The sequence below is a fragment of the Janthinobacterium sp. 75 genome, from assembly GCF_004365495.1.
In the GTDB taxonomy this organism is placed as follows: domain Bacteria; phylum Pseudomonadota; class Gammaproteobacteria; order Burkholderiales; family Burkholderiaceae_D; genus Janthinobacterium.
Map to the genome: position 1 here is coordinate 4,213,809 of NZ_SORD01000001.1, position 16,228 is coordinate 4,230,036.

Annotated in this window: 11 protein-coding genes; 8 read left to right on the top strand and 3 right to left on the bottom strand. The window is 68.0% G+C overall.

The genetic code is table 11. From position 1 onward, the window contains the following. The first annotated feature begins 14 nt into the window (after positions 1–14). From C8C89_RS19155 to C8C89_RS19170, 4 genes are all read left to right on the top strand, one after another. Entirely contained in the window at positions 15–1,160 is a 1,146-nt protein-coding gene (locus tag C8C89_RS19155; protein ID WP_133991854.1) for an FIST N-terminal domain-containing protein, read from the top strand. Then, a complete protein-coding gene (locus tag C8C89_RS19160; RefSeq protein ID WP_133991857.1) occupies positions 1,157–4,705 on the top strand; it encodes a response regulator in 3,549 nt (1,182 codons plus the stop codon). Before C8C89_RS19155 ends, C8C89_RS19160 begins: the two co-directional genes overlap by 4 nt. A gap of 62 nt (positions 4,706–4,767) precedes the next feature. Beyond that, positions 4,768–6,585: an alpha/beta fold hydrolase gene (locus C8C89_RS19165; RefSeq protein ID WP_208327731.1), complete on the top strand. Its 1,818-nt coding sequence runs from the start codon at positions 4,768–4,770 to the stop codon at positions 6,583–6,585. 31 nt (positions 6,586–6,616) lie between these two features. Continuing rightward, the gene (locus tag C8C89_RS19170) at positions 6,617–7,462 is read left to right on the top strand and encodes a universal stress protein (RefSeq protein ID WP_133991859.1); all 846 of its coding nucleotides are present in this window, start codon (positions 6,617–6,619) and stop codon (positions 7,460–7,462) included. 5 nt (positions 7,463–7,467) lie between these two features. Here the strand turns inward: C8C89_RS19170 and C8C89_RS19175 are convergent, their stop codons facing one another. From C8C89_RS19175 to C8C89_RS19185, 3 genes are read right to left on the bottom strand one after another with little or no spacing between them, the layout of a single operon-like run. Further along, complete coding sequence (locus C8C89_RS19175; protein ID WP_133991861.1) at positions 7,468–8,166, bottom strand: VIT family protein; 699 nt, start codon at positions 8,164–8,166, stop codon at positions 7,468–7,470. Between the two features lie 12 nt (positions 8,167–8,178). After that, positions 8,179–9,576 carry an ATP-binding protein gene (locus C8C89_RS19180; protein WP_101481069.1) on the bottom strand — a complete coding sequence of 466 codons (1,398 nt, stop codon included), beginning with the start codon at positions 9,574–9,576 and terminating at the stop codon, positions 8,179–8,181. Beyond that, the gene (locus C8C89_RS19185) at positions 9,573–10,250 is read right to left on the bottom strand and encodes a response regulator (RefSeq protein WP_101481068.1); all 678 of its coding nucleotides are present in this window, start codon (positions 10,248–10,250) and stop codon (positions 9,573–9,575) included. Before C8C89_RS19185 ends, C8C89_RS19180 begins: the two co-directional genes overlap by 4 nt. A 124-nt stretch (positions 10,251–10,374) precedes the next feature. Between C8C89_RS19185 and C8C89_RS19190 the strand changes: the two genes are divergently transcribed. Genes C8C89_RS19190 through C8C89_RS19205 form a run of 4 tightly spaced genes read left to right on the top strand, consistent with a single transcriptional unit; the run spans position 10,375 to position 16,196 of the window. Further along, positions 10,375–11,556 carry an efflux RND transporter periplasmic adaptor subunit gene (locus C8C89_RS19190; RefSeq protein WP_243858110.1) on the top strand — a complete coding sequence of 394 codons (1,182 nt, stop codon included), beginning with the start codon at positions 10,375–10,377 and terminating at the stop codon, positions 11,554–11,556. Then, positions 11,556–14,660, top strand: coding sequence for a CusA/CzcA family heavy metal efflux RND transporter (locus C8C89_RS19195; RefSeq protein ID WP_133991864.1), 3,105 nt, complete (start codon positions 11,556–11,558; stop codon positions 14,658–14,660). Before C8C89_RS19190 ends, C8C89_RS19195 begins: the two co-directional genes overlap by 1 nt. Further along, positions 14,647–14,973, top strand: coding sequence for a DUF3240 family protein (locus tag C8C89_RS19200; RefSeq protein ID WP_101481066.1), 327 nt, complete (start codon positions 14,647–14,649; stop codon positions 14,971–14,973). The genes C8C89_RS19195 and C8C89_RS19200 overlap by 14 nt, the downstream gene beginning before the upstream one ends. Further along, positions 14,970–16,196 (top strand): TolC family protein, encoded by a 1,227-nt coding sequence (locus C8C89_RS19205; protein WP_133991867.1) that lies wholly within the window; start codon positions 14,970–14,972, stop codon positions 16,194–16,196. Before C8C89_RS19200 ends, C8C89_RS19205 begins: the two co-directional genes overlap by 4 nt. Positions 16,197–16,228 lie beyond the last annotated feature (32 nt).

The window sequence follows — 16,228 nt, forward strand, 5'->3', positions numbered from 1 at the left end:
GCGAGGACCCTGCCATGCGCGTGCAACAACTGATCCTGAAAAATCGTGCCGATATCGATGCCGCACTGGCACCCCTGGCCGCCATACAGCCGCAGCTGGTGCTTGTCTTTGGCGCCTGCGCCTATTTCTCCACCCCGGAGCTGACGGCGGCGCTGCGCCGCCAACTGCCCGGCGCCGTTATCGCCGGCTGCTCCACGGCCGGCGAGATCGCCGGCAAGCGCGTCTATGACGACAGCTGCGTCATCACCGCCATCGCCTTCGCGCACACGGCGGTGGCCATCGCCGACGCCATTATCTGCGACATGGCGGACTCGCACGATGCGGGCGAGCGCCTGGCGCAGGCGCTGCCGCAGGAAAACCTGACGGCGGTCTTCATGCTGGGCACGGGCGTGGCCATCAACGGCAGTGCCCTCATCGCTGGCCTGCAGGCGAATCTTCCCCCGGGCGTCACCATATCCGGCGGGCTGGCCGCCGACGGCGGCGCCTTCCGCCAGACCTGGACCCTGGGTCCACGCGGTACGGCCGACAATACCATCATCGCCGTCGGCCTGTACGGCGAGCATATCCGCCTCGGCTACGGCAGCCATGCGGGATGGGAAGCGTTCGGTCCGGCGCGCAAGGTGACGCGCTGCGTCGACAACGTGCTGTATGGGCTGGATGGCGCGCGGGCGCTGGACATCTACAAACTGTACCTGGGCGACTATGCGCGCGACCTGCCGGGCTCGGGCCTGCTGTTTCCGTTTGAAATGCTCACGGCGGCGCATGAAAAAAGCAATGTGTTTCGCACCATCCTCGCCGTCGATGAAGAACAGGGTTCGCTGACACTGGCCGGTGACATCCTCGCCGACGGCTACCTGAAATTAATGCATTCCAGTACCAACCGGCTGATAGACGGGGCCGAAACGGCCGCGCGCAGCGTCCAGCTCCACGCCGATTCGGTGGGCGACCAGCTGGCCCTGCTGGTCAGCTGCGTGGGGCGCAAGCTGGTCATGGGCGACAGTGTCGAGGAAGAGGTCGAAGCGGTGGCCGACGTACTGGGCAGCGGTGCCACCTGTATCGCCGGTTTCTACTCGAACGGCGAAATCGGCATCACGCAGCCGCATGGCGCGTGCCAGCTGCATAACCAGACGATGACCGTGACCGTGCTGAGCGAAGCATGAACCGTACCCTTGCCCGCCAACTGAGCCGCGTCTGCAATATCGACTCGGAAAGCGCCTGCATCGCCTTGCTGGAACAGGCCCAGGCCTTAGGGGCGCAAGCCGGCACGCCCCCCGAACTGGCCGCTTTCCTGGCCGGCCTGCCGGCCCTGCTGCTGCGCATCGACAGCGCCTACGAACAGTCCGAACGCGACCTGGACTTGCGCTCGCGCAGCCTGGAGCTGAGTTCGACAGAACTGAGCATGACCAACGATCTGCTGCGCACGGAACTGGCCAGCCGCAACCGCGTCCTGCAATCGCTGCGCGTGGCGGCCGTGCACCTGCTCGACAACGACGATTCCGGCCAGCACCTGCCGCAGGAAGGCGATATCGAAGGCCTCTCGGTGCTGCTCGCCGAGCTGGTGTCGCAACAGGAACTGCGCCGCATCGAACTGCAGAACCAGCGCTTTGCGATGGACCAGCATGCCATTATCAGCATTACCGACACAGCCGGCGTCATCATTTACGTCAACGACAAGTTCTGCGCCATCAGCGGGTTCGTGCGCGAAGAGCTGATCGGCAAGACGCACCGCCTGATCAATTCGCGCACGCATCCTGACGCCTTCTTTGCGCAGATGTGGCAAACCATTACCGCCGGCCAGGTGTGGCACGGGGAAATCTGCAACCACGCCAAGGATGGCGGGCAATACTGGGTCGACGCCACCATCGTGCCCTTCCTCGATGCGGCCGGCAAGCCCTATCAGTACATCGCCATCCGCACGGAAATCAGCGAAAGCAAGCGCATGGCCGAAACCATCGCCAAAAGCGAGCGCGAATACCGCAACGTTGTCAACAGCCTCAATGAAGTGGTCTTCCGCACAGACCTGGACTGCGCCTGGACCTTCCTGAACCCCGCATGGCACACCATCACCGGCTTCAGCGCCGCCGACAGCATGGGCAAGAATGTCCTGCAATTCATCGATGCGCGCGACCGGGAGCGCGCCGGCATCGGCCTGGCACAGCTTCTGGCAGGCCAGGTGGACACGATGCGCCATGAAGCGCGCTACGTCACCAAGGACGGCAACGTGCGCTGGGTCGACGTGTGCGCACGCGCCGAACGCGATGGCCAGGGACGCCTGGCTGGCATCACCGGCAGCCTGACCGATATCACCGAACGGCGCCTGGCGGCGCGCGACCTGCAGCACAACCTCAACTTCGTCGATGCACTGATCGAGACCATCCCGATTCCCCTGTACCTGAAGGATGTGCAGGGCCGCTACCTGCGCGCCAACCGCGCCTTTTGCGCCTTCTTCGATCTCGCTCAAACGGACATCCTGGGCATGACGATGGCCGACATCCTGCCGCAGCAGGGGGCGCAGCAAGTGATTCTGCACGATTGCCACCTGCTGCAGGACCAGGGCAAGCAGACGTTTGAAGACCGCCTGACCATCGGCACGCGCCAGGTCGATGTCCTGTTCAGCAAGGCGGCCCTGCTGAAGTCGGACGGCAGCCTGCTCGGCCTGGTGGGCACCATAGTCGACATTTCCAGCCAAAAGGCGGCAGAGCGCGCGCTGTTGCTGGCCAAGGAAGTGGCCGAATCGGCCAGCCGCTCGAAGAGCGAATTCCTGGCCAACATGAGCCACGAAATCCGCACGCCGATGAATGGCATCCTGGGCATGACGGATCTGGTACTCGATTCCGAACTCGACGTCCACCAGCGCAAATACCTGGAAATCGTCAAGGCTTCAGCCGACGCCCTGCTGTGCATTATCAACGACATCCTCGATTTCTCGAAGATCGAGGCGGGCATGCTGACCCTGGAAAGCATTCCTTTCAATCTGCGCCAGCTGATGCAGGAAACCATGCGTGCCCAGGCCATGCGGGCCCAGGCCAAGGGCCTGGAACTGGTGCTCGACGTCGATCCCGCGCTGCCGCAAACCTTGCTCGGCGACCCTGGCCGGCTGCGCCAGGTGCTGACCAACCTGGCGGGCAACGCCATCAAGTTCACACCCCGCGGCGAGGTGACTGTCAGTGCCCAGCTGCGCGCCTGCGCCGATGGCATGGCCCAGGTGCAGCTGTGCGTGCGCGACACCGGCATCGGCATCGCCGCCGACATGCAGGAGGCCGTCTTCGATGCCTTCCAGCAGGAAGACGGTTCGACCACGCGGCGCTTCGGCGGCACGGGACTGGGCTTGTCGATCACGCGCCGCCTGGTGACGATGATGGAAGGCAGCATCGGCCTGTCGAGCGAACTGGGCAAGGGTAGCAGCTTCACCGTGGATCTGGCCCTGCCCATCGGCGAGAATCAGCCTTGCCTGCCGCCGCCGGCTGCCTCGCTGGCGGGGCGGGCGATCCTGCTGGTCGACGACAATTCCAGCAGCCTGACCATCCTGCGCAAGATCTTCGGGCACAGCGGCGCCAGCGTCACCGCCTGCGAGTCGGGCGAGGCGGCGCTGGAGCACTGCCGCACCGCCCTGCCGGTCGACTGCATCATCATGGACTTTGCCATGCCCGGCCTGAATGGCTTCGACACGGCAGCGGCCCTCGCCGCCCTGCCCCACTGGAGCCAGGTGCCCATCGTCATGCTGTCCTCCAGCGGCAGCCTGGGCGACGCGGCGCGCTGCCGCGAACTGGGCATCCAGGGCTACCTGCTCAAGCCGGCCAGCCCCGAGGAATTGCTGGCCATCACCATGAGCGTGCTGGGCACCTGCCGCGGCATGCCCAGCGCTGCGCCCGTGGTGACGCGCCATTCCGTGCGCGAAGGCACGTCCAGCCTGGACATCCTGCTGGTCGAGGACAACGCCATGAACCGCGAACTGGCCACCGTACTGCTGTCCAATGCGGGCCACCGGGTCACGCATGCGGCGAACGGCCGCATCGCCCTCGATTGCCAGGCGGCAGCCCATTTCGACATGATCCTGATGGACCTGCAGATGCCGGAAATGGGCGGTTTCGAAGCCACCGCGCAGATACGCCAGCGCGAAGCGCAAGGCATGCCGAAGAGCGTCATCATCGCCATGACGGCCAGCGCCTTCGAAGGCGACCGCGAACGCTGCATCGCCGGCGGCATGGACGATTACCTGTCCAAGCCTTTCCGCACCGCCGCCTTCCAAAGTCTGATCGAGCAGCATGTGTTGCAGATAAGCAAGTTTACGCTGCCGCCCGCCATGGCGCCGGAAGTGGCAGCGCCGGCCACCGGCAGCGCGCCGCGCTTCGACTACGCCGCCGCGCTGGCCAACGCCGACGCCGACGTGATCGGCATCATCGGCGCCTCCTTCCTGGCCGGCTTGCCGGAGCAGCTGACGGCCTTGCGCGCAGCCATGCTGGCGGGCGACCGGCCCACCGCGAGCCGCCAGGCACATACCCTGGCTGGCTTGCTGGCCAACTTCCATGCCCTCCCCGCCGTCGCCATCGTCGCAGCCATCGAGCGCGAAGCAGCCCAGGCCCCGCAAACGGCGTTGCTGGCGCGCCTCGATGCGCTGGAGGAACAGTTGCGGCTGTTTGTGCAAGAAACGGGCGCGGCCATCGAGGCGACAGGCGGGACACTGCACGCATCCGGGCAAACTTGATGTAGATCATAATTTTTTGAACAAGCTCTTGCTATCCTGTAAAAAAATGACAGGAGTCCTGGATGAGCAAGACGCAGCCGAGCAATGCGGAGCAAAAAGTTGAACATGAGCGCCAGGGCAGCGCCTGGCAAGGCGTGCCGGCGCCCGACTATCCGGAGAGCGCACCGGAAGGCGCCACTCTCGACCTGCTGCTAAACGCCTGGCTGGGCAAGTTCACGGGCGGCATTTCGCCGGCCGCGCTGGGCAATGCTTATGCCGACTGGCTCAGCCACCTGGCACTGGCGCCATCGAAGCAGCTAACCTTGCTGCAGGAAGCGTGGAAGAAGATCGGCCGCTGGCAGCAGTACGCGCTGCAATCTGCGCTGCAATCGGCCCAGACCGGCAGCGCCAGTGAGCCGCCTTGCATCGCGCCGCTGCCGCAGGACCGGCGCTTCGAAGACCCGGCCTGGCAGCGCTGGCCCTACAACCTGGCCTACCAGGGCTTCTTGCTGCAGCAGCAGTGGTGGCACCGCGCCACCACTGGCGTGCGCGGCGTCTCGCCGCATCACGAAGATGTCGTCACGTTCACCGTGCGCCAGTGGCTCGACATGCTGGCGCCGTCGAACTTCATGCTGACCAATCCCGTGGTGCAGCAGGCAACCCTGGCGAGCGGCGGCGCCAACCTGGCGAATGGCGCACGGCACCTGGCCGACGACTGGCGCCGCGCCGCCATGGGCGCGCATGCGCCCGACCAGCGCAGCTACAAGGCAGGCGACAACGTGGCCGTCACGCCCGGCAAGGTGGTCTACCGCAATGACCTGATCGAGCTGCTGCAGTACGCGCCAGCGACAGCGACCGTGCATGCCACGCCCCTGCTGTTCGTGCCGGCCTGGATCATGAAATACTACATACTCGACCTGTCGCCGCACAATTCGCTGGTGCGCTACCTGGTGGAACAAGGCCACACGGTGTTCATGATTTCATGGAAAAATCCGCTCGAAGAAGACCGCGAGCTGTCGCTGGAAGACTACCGCCAGCTGGGGGTGATGGACGCGCTCGACGCCGTTGCCCGCATCACGGGCGCGCCGCAGGTGCACGCGGCCGGCTACTGCCTGGGCGGTACCCTGCTGGCGGTTGCCGCAGCAAGCATGGCGCGCGACGGCGATGCGCGCCTGGCCAGCCTCACCATGCTGGCGTCGCAGGTGGACTTCAAGGAACCGGGCGAACTGTCGCTGTTCATCGACGAGAGCCAGGTGAGCTTCCTGGAGGCGGCCATGTGGAAGCAGGGTTACCTCGATACGCGGCAGATGGCGGGCGCCTTCCAGCTGCTGCGTTCGAACGATCTGATCTGGTCGCGCCGGCTGCGCCATTACCTGCTGGGGCTGGACGAGCAGGACAGCGACCTGATGGCCTGGAATGCGGACGCCACGCGCATGCCCTGCCGCATGCATGCGGAATACCTGCGCCGCCTTTTCCTGCACAACGACCTGGCCGAAGGCCGCTACCGCACGGCAGGCCGCCATATCGCCCTGCCGGACATCGACGCGCCCATCTTTGCCGTCGGCACGCTGACGGACCACGTGGCGCCATGGCGCTCTGTGTACAAGCTGCAGCTGCTGACCGACACGGACGTCACCTTTTTGCTCACCTCGGGCGGGCACAATGCAGGCGTGGTCTCGCCACCGGGACAGGCGCGCCGCAGCTACCAGCTGGCCACGCACGCCCACGACGCGCCCTACATCGACGCGGACAGCTGGCAGCGCGACACGACGCGTCACGACGGTTCATGGTGGCCTGCCTGGCAAGCCTGGCTGGCAGAGCGCTCGGGCGCGCAGGTGGCGCCGCCAGCCATGGGCCCAGACTTGGGCGACGCGCCGGGCAACTACGTGCTGCAGACTTGACAACCGACTTCAGACAACCGAGGAAAACGCCATGCCCTACACTACCCTGCTGGTCCACGTAGACAATTCCCGCCACTGTGCCCAGCGCATCCGCCTGGCCGTACGCCTGGCCGTCGCAGAAGGCGCCCACCTGATCGGCTCGGCCATGAGCGGCATCTCGCGCTATGCGTATGGCGGCGGCGTCAACGCGCTGCAATTTGCGCCGGCGCAGATGCAGGCGCTGCGCAGCCAGGCCAGCGAAGCCCTGCACGAATTCGAGCGCATCGCCCGCGAAGAAGGCCTTGGCACCTACGAAACGCGCTTCGTCGACGACGACGCGCAAGGCGCTCTGCTGCTGCAGGCGCGCTATTGCGACTTGCTGATCCTCGGCCAGACCGACGCGCAGGATACGCCGTCGCGCGTCATCGCCGGCACGCCCGAATACCTGATGCTCCATTGCGGCCGGCCCGTGCTGATGGTGCCGCACGCCCCGTCCGCCGCACTATCGGGCAGCGCGCAGCATCCCCTGCTGGCCTGGAACGGCAGCGCCGAAGCGCTGCGCGCCATCACGGACGCGCTGCCGCTGCTGCAACGCGCGCAGCAGGTCAGCCTGGCCGTCGTCAATTCGCACGCCCAGCCGGCCGCGCACGGCGAGCAGCCGGGTGCCGACCTGGCCCTGTACCTGGCGCGCCACGGCGTCAACGTCGAAGTGCTGCAGCATGACACGCCGCCTGGCCAGGACGTGGGCACGGCCCTGCTGGCGATGGCGGCGCAGCGGCGCTGCGACCTGGTGGTGATGGGCTGCTACGGCCACATGCGCCTGCGCGAGACGCTGCTGGGCGGCGTCACGCGCACGGTGTTACAGGAGATGACCTTGCCGGTGCTGGTATCACACTGACAGCGTCACGCGACCGTGGCGCCGAACAGCGCCCCGATGCCCGATGCCGCCGCCATCGACAGCGCGCTCCAGAACACCACGCGCAGCACGCCCCGGCCCAAGCGCGCGCCGCCGGCCCTGGCCGCCAAGCCACCGAGCAGCGCCAGAAATAGCAGCGCGGAAGCAACGATGGCCGGCGCCAGCATGGGCATGGGCGCCAGCAGCACCACCAGCAGCGGCAACGCCGCGCCGACGGCAAAACTGAGCGCCGAGGCCAGCGCCGCCTGTAGCGGGCGCGCGCGCATGCTTTCGGTGATGCCCAGTTCATCGCGCGCATGCGCGCCGAGCGCGTCGTGCGCCGTCAGGGCCCTGGCCACTTGCGCGGCCAGCGCCGGTTCCAGGCCGCGCGCCACATAAATGTGCGTCAGCTCGTGCAGCTCCCCCTTGGGATCATCGAACAGTTCGCCGCCCTCGCGTTCCAGCGCCGCCTGTTCCGTATCGGCCTGCGACTGCACCGAGACATATTCGCCCGTGGCCATCGACATGGCGCCCGCCACCAGGCCAGCCACGCCGGCCACCAGGATGCTGTCGTGCGTGGCGTGCGCCGCCACCACGCCCAGCACCAGGCTGGCCGTCGAAACGATGCCGTCATTGGCGCCCAGCACGGCGGCGCGCAGCCAGCCCACGTTGTCCATCCGGTGAAACTCGCGGTGTCGCAATGGCATGGTCAGCCTCCTTTATTCATGAATGGGCGCGCCGGCGGGCGCGGGGAAGTGCACCGTCACCACCAGGCCCGCGCCATCCGGTCCGGCGGCCAGCTGCACGCTGGCGCCATGCGTTTCGGCGATGCGCCGCACGATCGACAAGCCCAGGCCGCTGCCTGGCTGGTGCGCGCCGGCGGCGCGGAAAAAGCGTTCGAACACGCGCTCGCGCAACTGCTCGGCGATGCCGGGCCCCGTATCGCTCACGCGCAGCAGCACGCCATCGGCCTCGGTGCGGCAGGCCAGCATCAGCGTGCCGCCGGCCGGGGTATAGCGCATGGCATTGTCCATCAGGTTGCGCACCAGGATCAGGACATGGTCCAGCTGCAGGCGGCACGGCGCCGTGGCCAGGTCGGCCCGCAGTTGCAGATCCTGGCGCTGCGCCTGCGCCATCCAGCCAGGCAGCTGTTCAGCCAGCACGGCGGCCAGGTCCAGCACGGGCAGGTCGGGCGGCGGCTGCGACTGCGGGTCGAGCCGGGACAGGGTCAGCAACTGCCCCACCAGGCGCGTGGCACGGTCCACGCTCAAGCCCAGGCCCGTCACGGACTCGCTGCGTTCCGCATCGCTGCGCGCGCGCTGCAACACCTGCAGGTTGGTCTTGATGGCCGCCAGCGGCGTGCGCAATTCATGCGCGGCATCGGCCGTGAAGCGCTGCTCCTGCTCGCGCGTCTGGCGCACGCGCACGAACAGGCGGTTGATGGCCTGCAGCAGCGGCTGCACTTCCAGCGGCGCGCCCGTCACGCTGACACTGGCGAGATCGTCGGGCGTGCGCTGCGCCACTTCATCGGCGCTACGGCGCAGGGCGCGAAACACGCGGTTGATGCTCCACCAGATGGCCAGCGCCGCCAGGGCCGCCATCGGCAAGCCGATGGCCAGCAGCTTCAGGGCGAAGCGGCTGCTGATTTCCTGGCGGTGGCTGGCCGGTTCCGCCACCTGGATCTGCAGCTGCGCGTCATGATTCCAGCTCGTGTAGATGCGCCACAGCTGGCCATCGTTGTCGTGCCAGCTGTAGCCGACATCGGCCGGCGCGGCGAACGCCTGGTCCGGCGCGCCGGCATTCTTGTACAACAGGCGCCGCTGCGCATCCCACACCTGGAACAGCAGATACTGGCGGTGGTTGCGGTTCTGCGCCACCGGCATCACCAGCGACGTGCTCGCGCCATGTTCCTGCACCTCGTGCTCGGCCAGGGAGAGCAGCAAATGCCCCGTCTCGGCCAGCGACTGGTCGAACAGTTCCTGGCTTTCGCGCCCCGCTTCCAGGTACACGATGGCGGCGCTGAAGCCCCATAAGGTGAACGTCAGTCCCAGCAACACGGCCAGCAGCGTGCGCCGCAGCGACCATGCGCCGGCGGCGCGCAGGGCGCGCGTCGTCATGGACACTCCTGGGTATCGGGTTTGTCGATGCTGTAGCCGATGGCATGCACGGTGCGGATCAGCGCCTTGCCCAGCTTGCGCCGCAAATGGTGGATATGTACCTGCAGCGCGTTGCTGTCGACTTCCTCGCCCCAGCTATAGACGCCTTCTTCCAGCTGCACGCGGCTCAGGATGCGCCCGCGCTGCTCGACAAGCATCAGCAGGATGCTGAACTCCTTGCCCGTCACTGGCACCGCCACGCCAGCCTGCCGCACCTGGCGGGCGGCGACATCGATGACGATATCGCCATGCACGAGTTCTTCGTGCGTGCGCCCGGCCGCGCGGCGGCAGGCGCTGCGCATGCGCGCCGCCAGCTCATCGAGGTCGAAGGGTTTGACGATGAAGTCGTCGGCGCCCGCATCCAGGCCCGTCACGCGGTCGGCAATCTGGTCGCGCGCCGTGACGATCAGGATCGCCCCGTCGTAACCGCCGCGGCGCAAGGTCGCCAGCGCCTGCATGCCATCCTCGCCCGGCAGGGCCAGGTCGAGCAGCAAACAGCCATAGCGGTGCAGGCGCACGGCCATATGCGCGCTTTCAGCCGTCTGTACCCAGTCGACCGCATAGCCGGCCTGCTCCAGCCCCATCTGCGTGGCGCGCCCCAGCTGGGGGTCGTCTTCTGTCAGCAATATGCGCATCGTGGCTTGTCCTGTCTGGATGTCGTGTCCGAATTTCATGCTGGCAGCGTAGGCGCCGGACATTAAGAACTTCTTAACATCTGCTGGCGACTATCCGTCCATCATCCACTTCCGGCTGCCTCCCATGCCCGCTTCTCCCCATCTTAACCGCTGCCAGCCTTGCTGGACAATACTGGCCCTGTTCGGCTGGCCGCTGCTATCGGCGGCAGCGCCACAGCAACTTCTGCTGAATCCGCAACAAATCAGCCGTGCCGGCATCGCCACCACGCCGGCGGTCGCCACGCTGGCCGGCGAAGGGACGCCGGCGGGCAACGACCTGGTCCTGTCGGGCACCGTGGTGGCGCCGCCCAGCTCGGGCGCCGTGGCCAGCGCCGTGCAGGGCGGCGTGGTACAGCAGGTGCACGTGACGCCGCTGCAACAGGTGCGTGCCGGCATGCCGCTGCTGACCCTGTACAGCCAGGGCTGGCTGGAGTGGCAGCGCGCCTACCTGGAAAAGGCCAGTGCGGCGCGGCTGGCGCATGCCAGGCTGGCGCGCGACGAAGGACTGTACGGCGACGGCATCATCGCCCGTGCCCGTCTCGATGAAAGCCGCGATGCGGCGCAGCTGGCCACGCTGGCGGCCAGCGAACGCGAACAGGCGCTGCGCAGCGCCGGCCTCGATGGCGTGGCGCTGCGGCGCCTGCGCGAACAACGCACGCTGTCGCCCCTGCTGACGGTGCGCGCCAGCCGCGCCGGCAGCGTGCTGGCATTGCCTGTCGAGGAGGGGCAGCATGTCGAAGCGGGCGCGCTGCTGGCCCGCATGGCCGCCAGCGGCCCGCTGTGGGTGCAGCTGCAGGCGAGCCGTGTGCAACTGCCGCTGCTGCACGTGGGCGACCTGCTGCAGGTGGACGGCTGCGCAAGGCTGCGCGTGACGGCCATCTCTCCCGTCGTCGACGGCGCCACGCAAAGCGCGCAGCTGCGCGCACAGCAAGTGGGCCAGGATCCGTGCCTGAAGGTGAACGCCTTTGTCGAAGCGCGCCTGCTGCGCCCGGCGCAACGGGCGGGCGCGGTGGGCGGCGTGGCCGTACCGGCCGTGGCGCTGGTGCGCGGCATGGGCGAGGCGCGGCAAGACTATGTCTTTGTCGCCAACGCCAGGGGCTTCCTGGTCACCCCCGTGCAAGCCACGCCGGCCGGCGGCGGCATGGCCTGGGTGCGCGGCGCACTGGCCGCAGGCGACGCGGTGGCGGTACGCGGCCTGGCGGCCCTCAAGGGCAGCTGGAGCGGCCTGGGACAAGCTGCGGACGCGCCCGCCCAAGGAGGCCAGTGATGCTGGCCCGCCTGATCGCCCTGTCGCTGTCGCAGCGCCTGCTGGTACTGGTACTGGCCGCGCTGATGGCGGCGGCCGGCGTGCAAGCCTTCCGCGCGCTCCCCATCGACGCCTTTCCCGATGTCGCCGGCACCCAGGTCAAGCTGATCCTGAAAGCGCCTGGCATGACGCCGGAAGAAGTCGAGGCGCGCATCGTCGCCCCCATCGAGCAGGAACTGCTGGGCATACCGCGCCAGGCCGTGCTGCGCTCGCAGTCCAAGTATGCGATCGCCGACATCACACTGGACTTCCAGGAAGGCACGGACGTCTTCTGGGCGCGCCAGCAGGTGAGCGAGCGGCTGGCCGGCGTGCTGAAGGACTTGCCTGCCTCCGTCAGCGGCGGCCTGGCGCCCATCACCACGCCGCTGGGTGAAATCTTCATGTTCACCATCGAGGGGCCTTTGAGCCTGATGGAAAAACGCACCTTGCTCGAATGGACCATCCGTCCCCAGCTGCGCAACATCGCCGGCGTAGCCGACGTCAATTCGCTTGGCGGCATGGTGCGCAGCTTCGAAGTGGTACCCGACCTGGCCGCCCTGGCCGCGCGCGGCCTGTCGCTGGCCCAGCTGCAGCAGGTACTGGAAGCGAACAACCGCAGCGATGGCGCGGGCCGCCTGGGCAGCGGCGAAGAGGCGCTGCTGATCCGCAGCGACGCGGGCATCCGCACGCTCGCTGACGTGCGCGCCATCGGCATCACGCGGCGCGGCGACATGGCGGTGAACGTGGGCCAGGTGGCCACGGTGCGCATCGGCCAGCTGACGCGCTACGGCGCCGTCACGCAGGATGGGCGCGGCGAAGCCGTGCAGGCGCTGGTGCTGGCCATGCGCGGCTCGAATGCACAGCAAGTGGTGCAGCAAGTGCGCGCCCGCCTCGATGCGCTGGGCCCCAGCCTGCCCAAAGGCACCCGCATCAGCACCTTCTACGACCGCGGCAAGCTGGTGGAGCGGGCCGTGGCCAGCGTCACGGGCGCCCTGGCCGAAGCCACCGTGCTGGTGATCGTGCTGCTGACTGTTTTTCTGGGCAACTTGCGCTCGGCGTTGGTGGTCGCCTGCATCCTGCCGCTGGCGGCGCTGGGCACCTTCCTGCTCATGCAGGCATATGGCCTGAGCGCCAACCTGATGTCGCTGGGCGGCCTGGCCATCGCCATCGGCATGCTGGTCGATGCGGCCGTCGTGGTGGTGGAAAACATCGAGGCCCATGGCGCCCATGCCCAGCCGGGCGTGCCGCGCCTGCACCGCATCTACCGGGCCGTGCGCGAGGTTGCCCTGCCCGTCAGCGCCGGCATGCTGGTGATCATGATCGTCTTCCTGCCCCTGCTGACCCTGCAGGGCCTGGAAGGCAAGCTGTTCGTCCCCGTGGCGCTGACCATCCTCTTCGCGCTGGCCGCCTCGCTGCTGCTGTCGCTGACCGTCATTCCCGTGCTCGCCTCGCTGCTGCTGTCCGAACGCCACGCGGGCACGCCGCGCCTGGTGCAGAAAATGGAAGCGGCCTACCTGGCTCTGCTCGGGCGCGCCCTGCGCCGCGAGCGCCTGGTCGGCGGCGTGGCCGTGGCGGCGCTGCTGCTGGCCGCCGGCGTCTTCCTGCACGTGGGCAAATCGTTCATGCCCACGCTGGACGAAGGCGACATCATCATGCAGATCGAAAAACTGCCATCCGTGAACTTGCAGGAATCGGCGCGCCTGGACCAGGCCATCCAGCGCCGCATCCTGGAACAGGTGCCCGAGGTGCAGCGCATCGTGGCACGCCTGGGGTCGGACGAACTGGGACTCGATCCCATGGGCCTGAACGAAACGGACTCCTTCCTCGTGCTCAAACCGCGCGCGCAATGGCGCAGCGCGGACAAGGAAGCGCTGGTCGATGCCTTGCGGGCGGCCACGGCAAGCTTTCCAGGCGTCAACATCAGCTTTACCCAGCCCATCGAAATGCGCACCTCTGAAATGCTGTCCGGCGTGCGCGGTGACATGGCCGTCAAGATCTACGGCCCGGACAGCAAGGCGCTGGGCGCGCTGGCCGCGCGCATCGTGACGCAGCTGCAAACGCTGGCCGGCAGTGAAGATGTGCTGACGACGCAAAACTCGGGCGTGCAATACCTGCAGGTCGATATCGACCGCGTGGCGGCCGCCCGCCTGGGCCTCTCCGTGGAACAGATCCAGGGCGATTTGCGCACCCTTGTCGAAGGGCGCCAGGCGGGCATCGTCATCGAAGGCGGCAAGCGGCTGCCCCTGCTGCTGCGCGGCGGCGAACAGCTGCAGCTGTCGGCCGACCTGTTCCAGCAGCTGCGCCTGCCCATGGCCGACGGCCCGGCCATCGCCTTGAGCCAGGTGGCCAGCCTGCGCACAGTCGACGGCCCCGTCAAGGTGGAACGGGAAAACGCCGCGCGCCTGGTGGTGGTGCGCGCCAATGTGCGCGGCCGCGACCTGGTCGGCTTTGTCGACGAGGCCAAGGCCCTGGTGGCGCGCCAGGTGCCGCTGCCGCCCGGCTACCGCATTGCCTGGGGCGGCCAGTTCGAGAACCAGCAGCGCGCGGCAGCCCGCCTGGCGCTGGTCGTGCCTGTGGCGCTGGCACTGATCTTCCTGCTGCTGTTCTGTACCTTGCGCAGCATCCGGCAAACCCTGCTGGTGCTGGTCAACATCCCGTTCGCGCTGACGGGCGGCGTGTATGCGCTGGCCCTGACGGGCGAATACCTGTCCGTGCCCGCCTCGGTGGGCTTCATCGCGCTGATGGGCATCGCCGTGCTCAATGGCCTGGTGATGATCACCTGTTTCAACGATCTGCATGCGCGCGGCGCGGCCGTCGGCGACCTGGTCCTGCAAGGCGCCGTCCGGCGTTTTCGTCCCGTCATGATGACGGCCTGTATTACAGGCCTGGGCTTGGTGCCGCTGTTGCTGGCCACGGGGCCTGGCTCGGAAATCCAGAAGCCGCTGGCCATCGTCGTCATCGGTGGCCTGCTCAGCGCCACCGTGCTGACCCTCGTGCTGCTGCCCCTGCTGTTCCGCCGCTACGGCGTGGCGCGGCCATCTGTCCCTACCATTGCCTTGACTGGAGCCCACCATGCAGCACCCTGACCATTCCCCCTGCGACGCCATGCTGACGCTGGCCATGCCCGTAGCCCTCGAAGAGGACGTCCTCGATTTCCTGCTGCTGCACCCGGCTTGGGCGGCCGGTTTTTCCGTGCTCGATGCGCAAGGCATGGGACCGGGCGCCGCCTACCCCTCCAGCCTGGAGCAAGTACGGGGACGGGGACGGCGCAAGCTGGTCCTGATCGCCGGCGCCGATACCAACTTGCGCCTGCTCGTGCAGGCGCTGGCGGCACAGCTGCCCAAACCCGACATCGCCTACTGGATCAGCCCCGTGCTGTGCCACGGGAGGCTGGCATGAAGGCGCGCGCCCTGGCGCTGCTGTTCCTCGCGGCGGGAGCGCAGGCGGCGCCTGGCAACCCTTCCGCGCTGCCGCCCGAAGCCGAGGTGCGGCGCGTGCTGGCCAGCCTGCCTGCGCTGCGCCAGGGGATGCAAAACACCGCACTGGCCGGCGCGGAACGGGACAAACTGGCCGCCGGCCCCTATGAATGGACGGTGCGTGCCGGCGCCAGCCGGCGCACCGCCCCCGGCGCGGAACGCTACCTGGAGCAGGAAGTGGCGCTGGAACGGCCCCTGCGCTGGTTCGGCAAGGCCAGCCTGGACCAGGCGCTGGGCGAGCAAGGGCTGACTGTGGCGCGCGCGCTGCATGGCGACGCCTGGCACGAAGCGGGACGCACCCTGCTGCGCGACTGGTTCGACGCGCTGCGCGACCTGGCCGGCGTAGCGCGGCTGGAAGAGCAGCTGGCCGTGACGCAGCGCTTGCAATCGATTGCCGCGCGCCGCGTGCAGGCCGGCGACGGCGCCGCGCTCGACTTGCTGCAGGCCAACACGGAACAGCGGCGCGTGCTGGCCCTGCTGCAACAGGCGCGCCAGCGCAGCGAACAGACGCTCACGCTGCTGGCCATCAGCTACCCCGGCTTGCCACGTCCGCTGGCCGACTCGCTGCCACTGCCGCAAGCCGGCAGCGAAGCCGTAGACGGCTTGGCCGAGCGCATCGTGCACGACAACCACGAACTGCAGCTGGCCCAGGCGGAAGCGGACCTGTACGCCATGCGCGCCAGCCGGCTGGCCAGCGACGCCATGCCCGACCCGACGCTGGCACTGCGGGCCGCGCGCGAGCGCGACGGCCAGGAGCGGGTATTCGGCGTCAGCCTGTCGTTTCCCCTGCCCGGCGCCGGACGTGCAGCGGACAGGTCGGCGGCGGCCATCAAGGCTTCGATGGCGCGCGAACGGGTGGCGCAGACACAGCTGCGCGTCGCTTTGGCGGCCCGGCGTGCCGCCAGCGACAGCGTGCATAGCCACGCAATATGGACTACATTGCAAGAGGTACAACAACAAACCATCCGCCAGGCCGAACTGATGCAGCGCGCCTACCAGGCGGGCGAATGCACACTGGCCGAAGCACTGGCCGGCAGGCGGCAGGCGCTCGACGCGGCGCTGACGGCGCAGACGGCCCAGATCGAGGCGCTGGCGTCCCAGGCGCGCCTGCAGCTCGACGCCCACGCCATCTGGTCCATCGACTGATGCGGCGCTTACACGATTCATCCATGCGACTC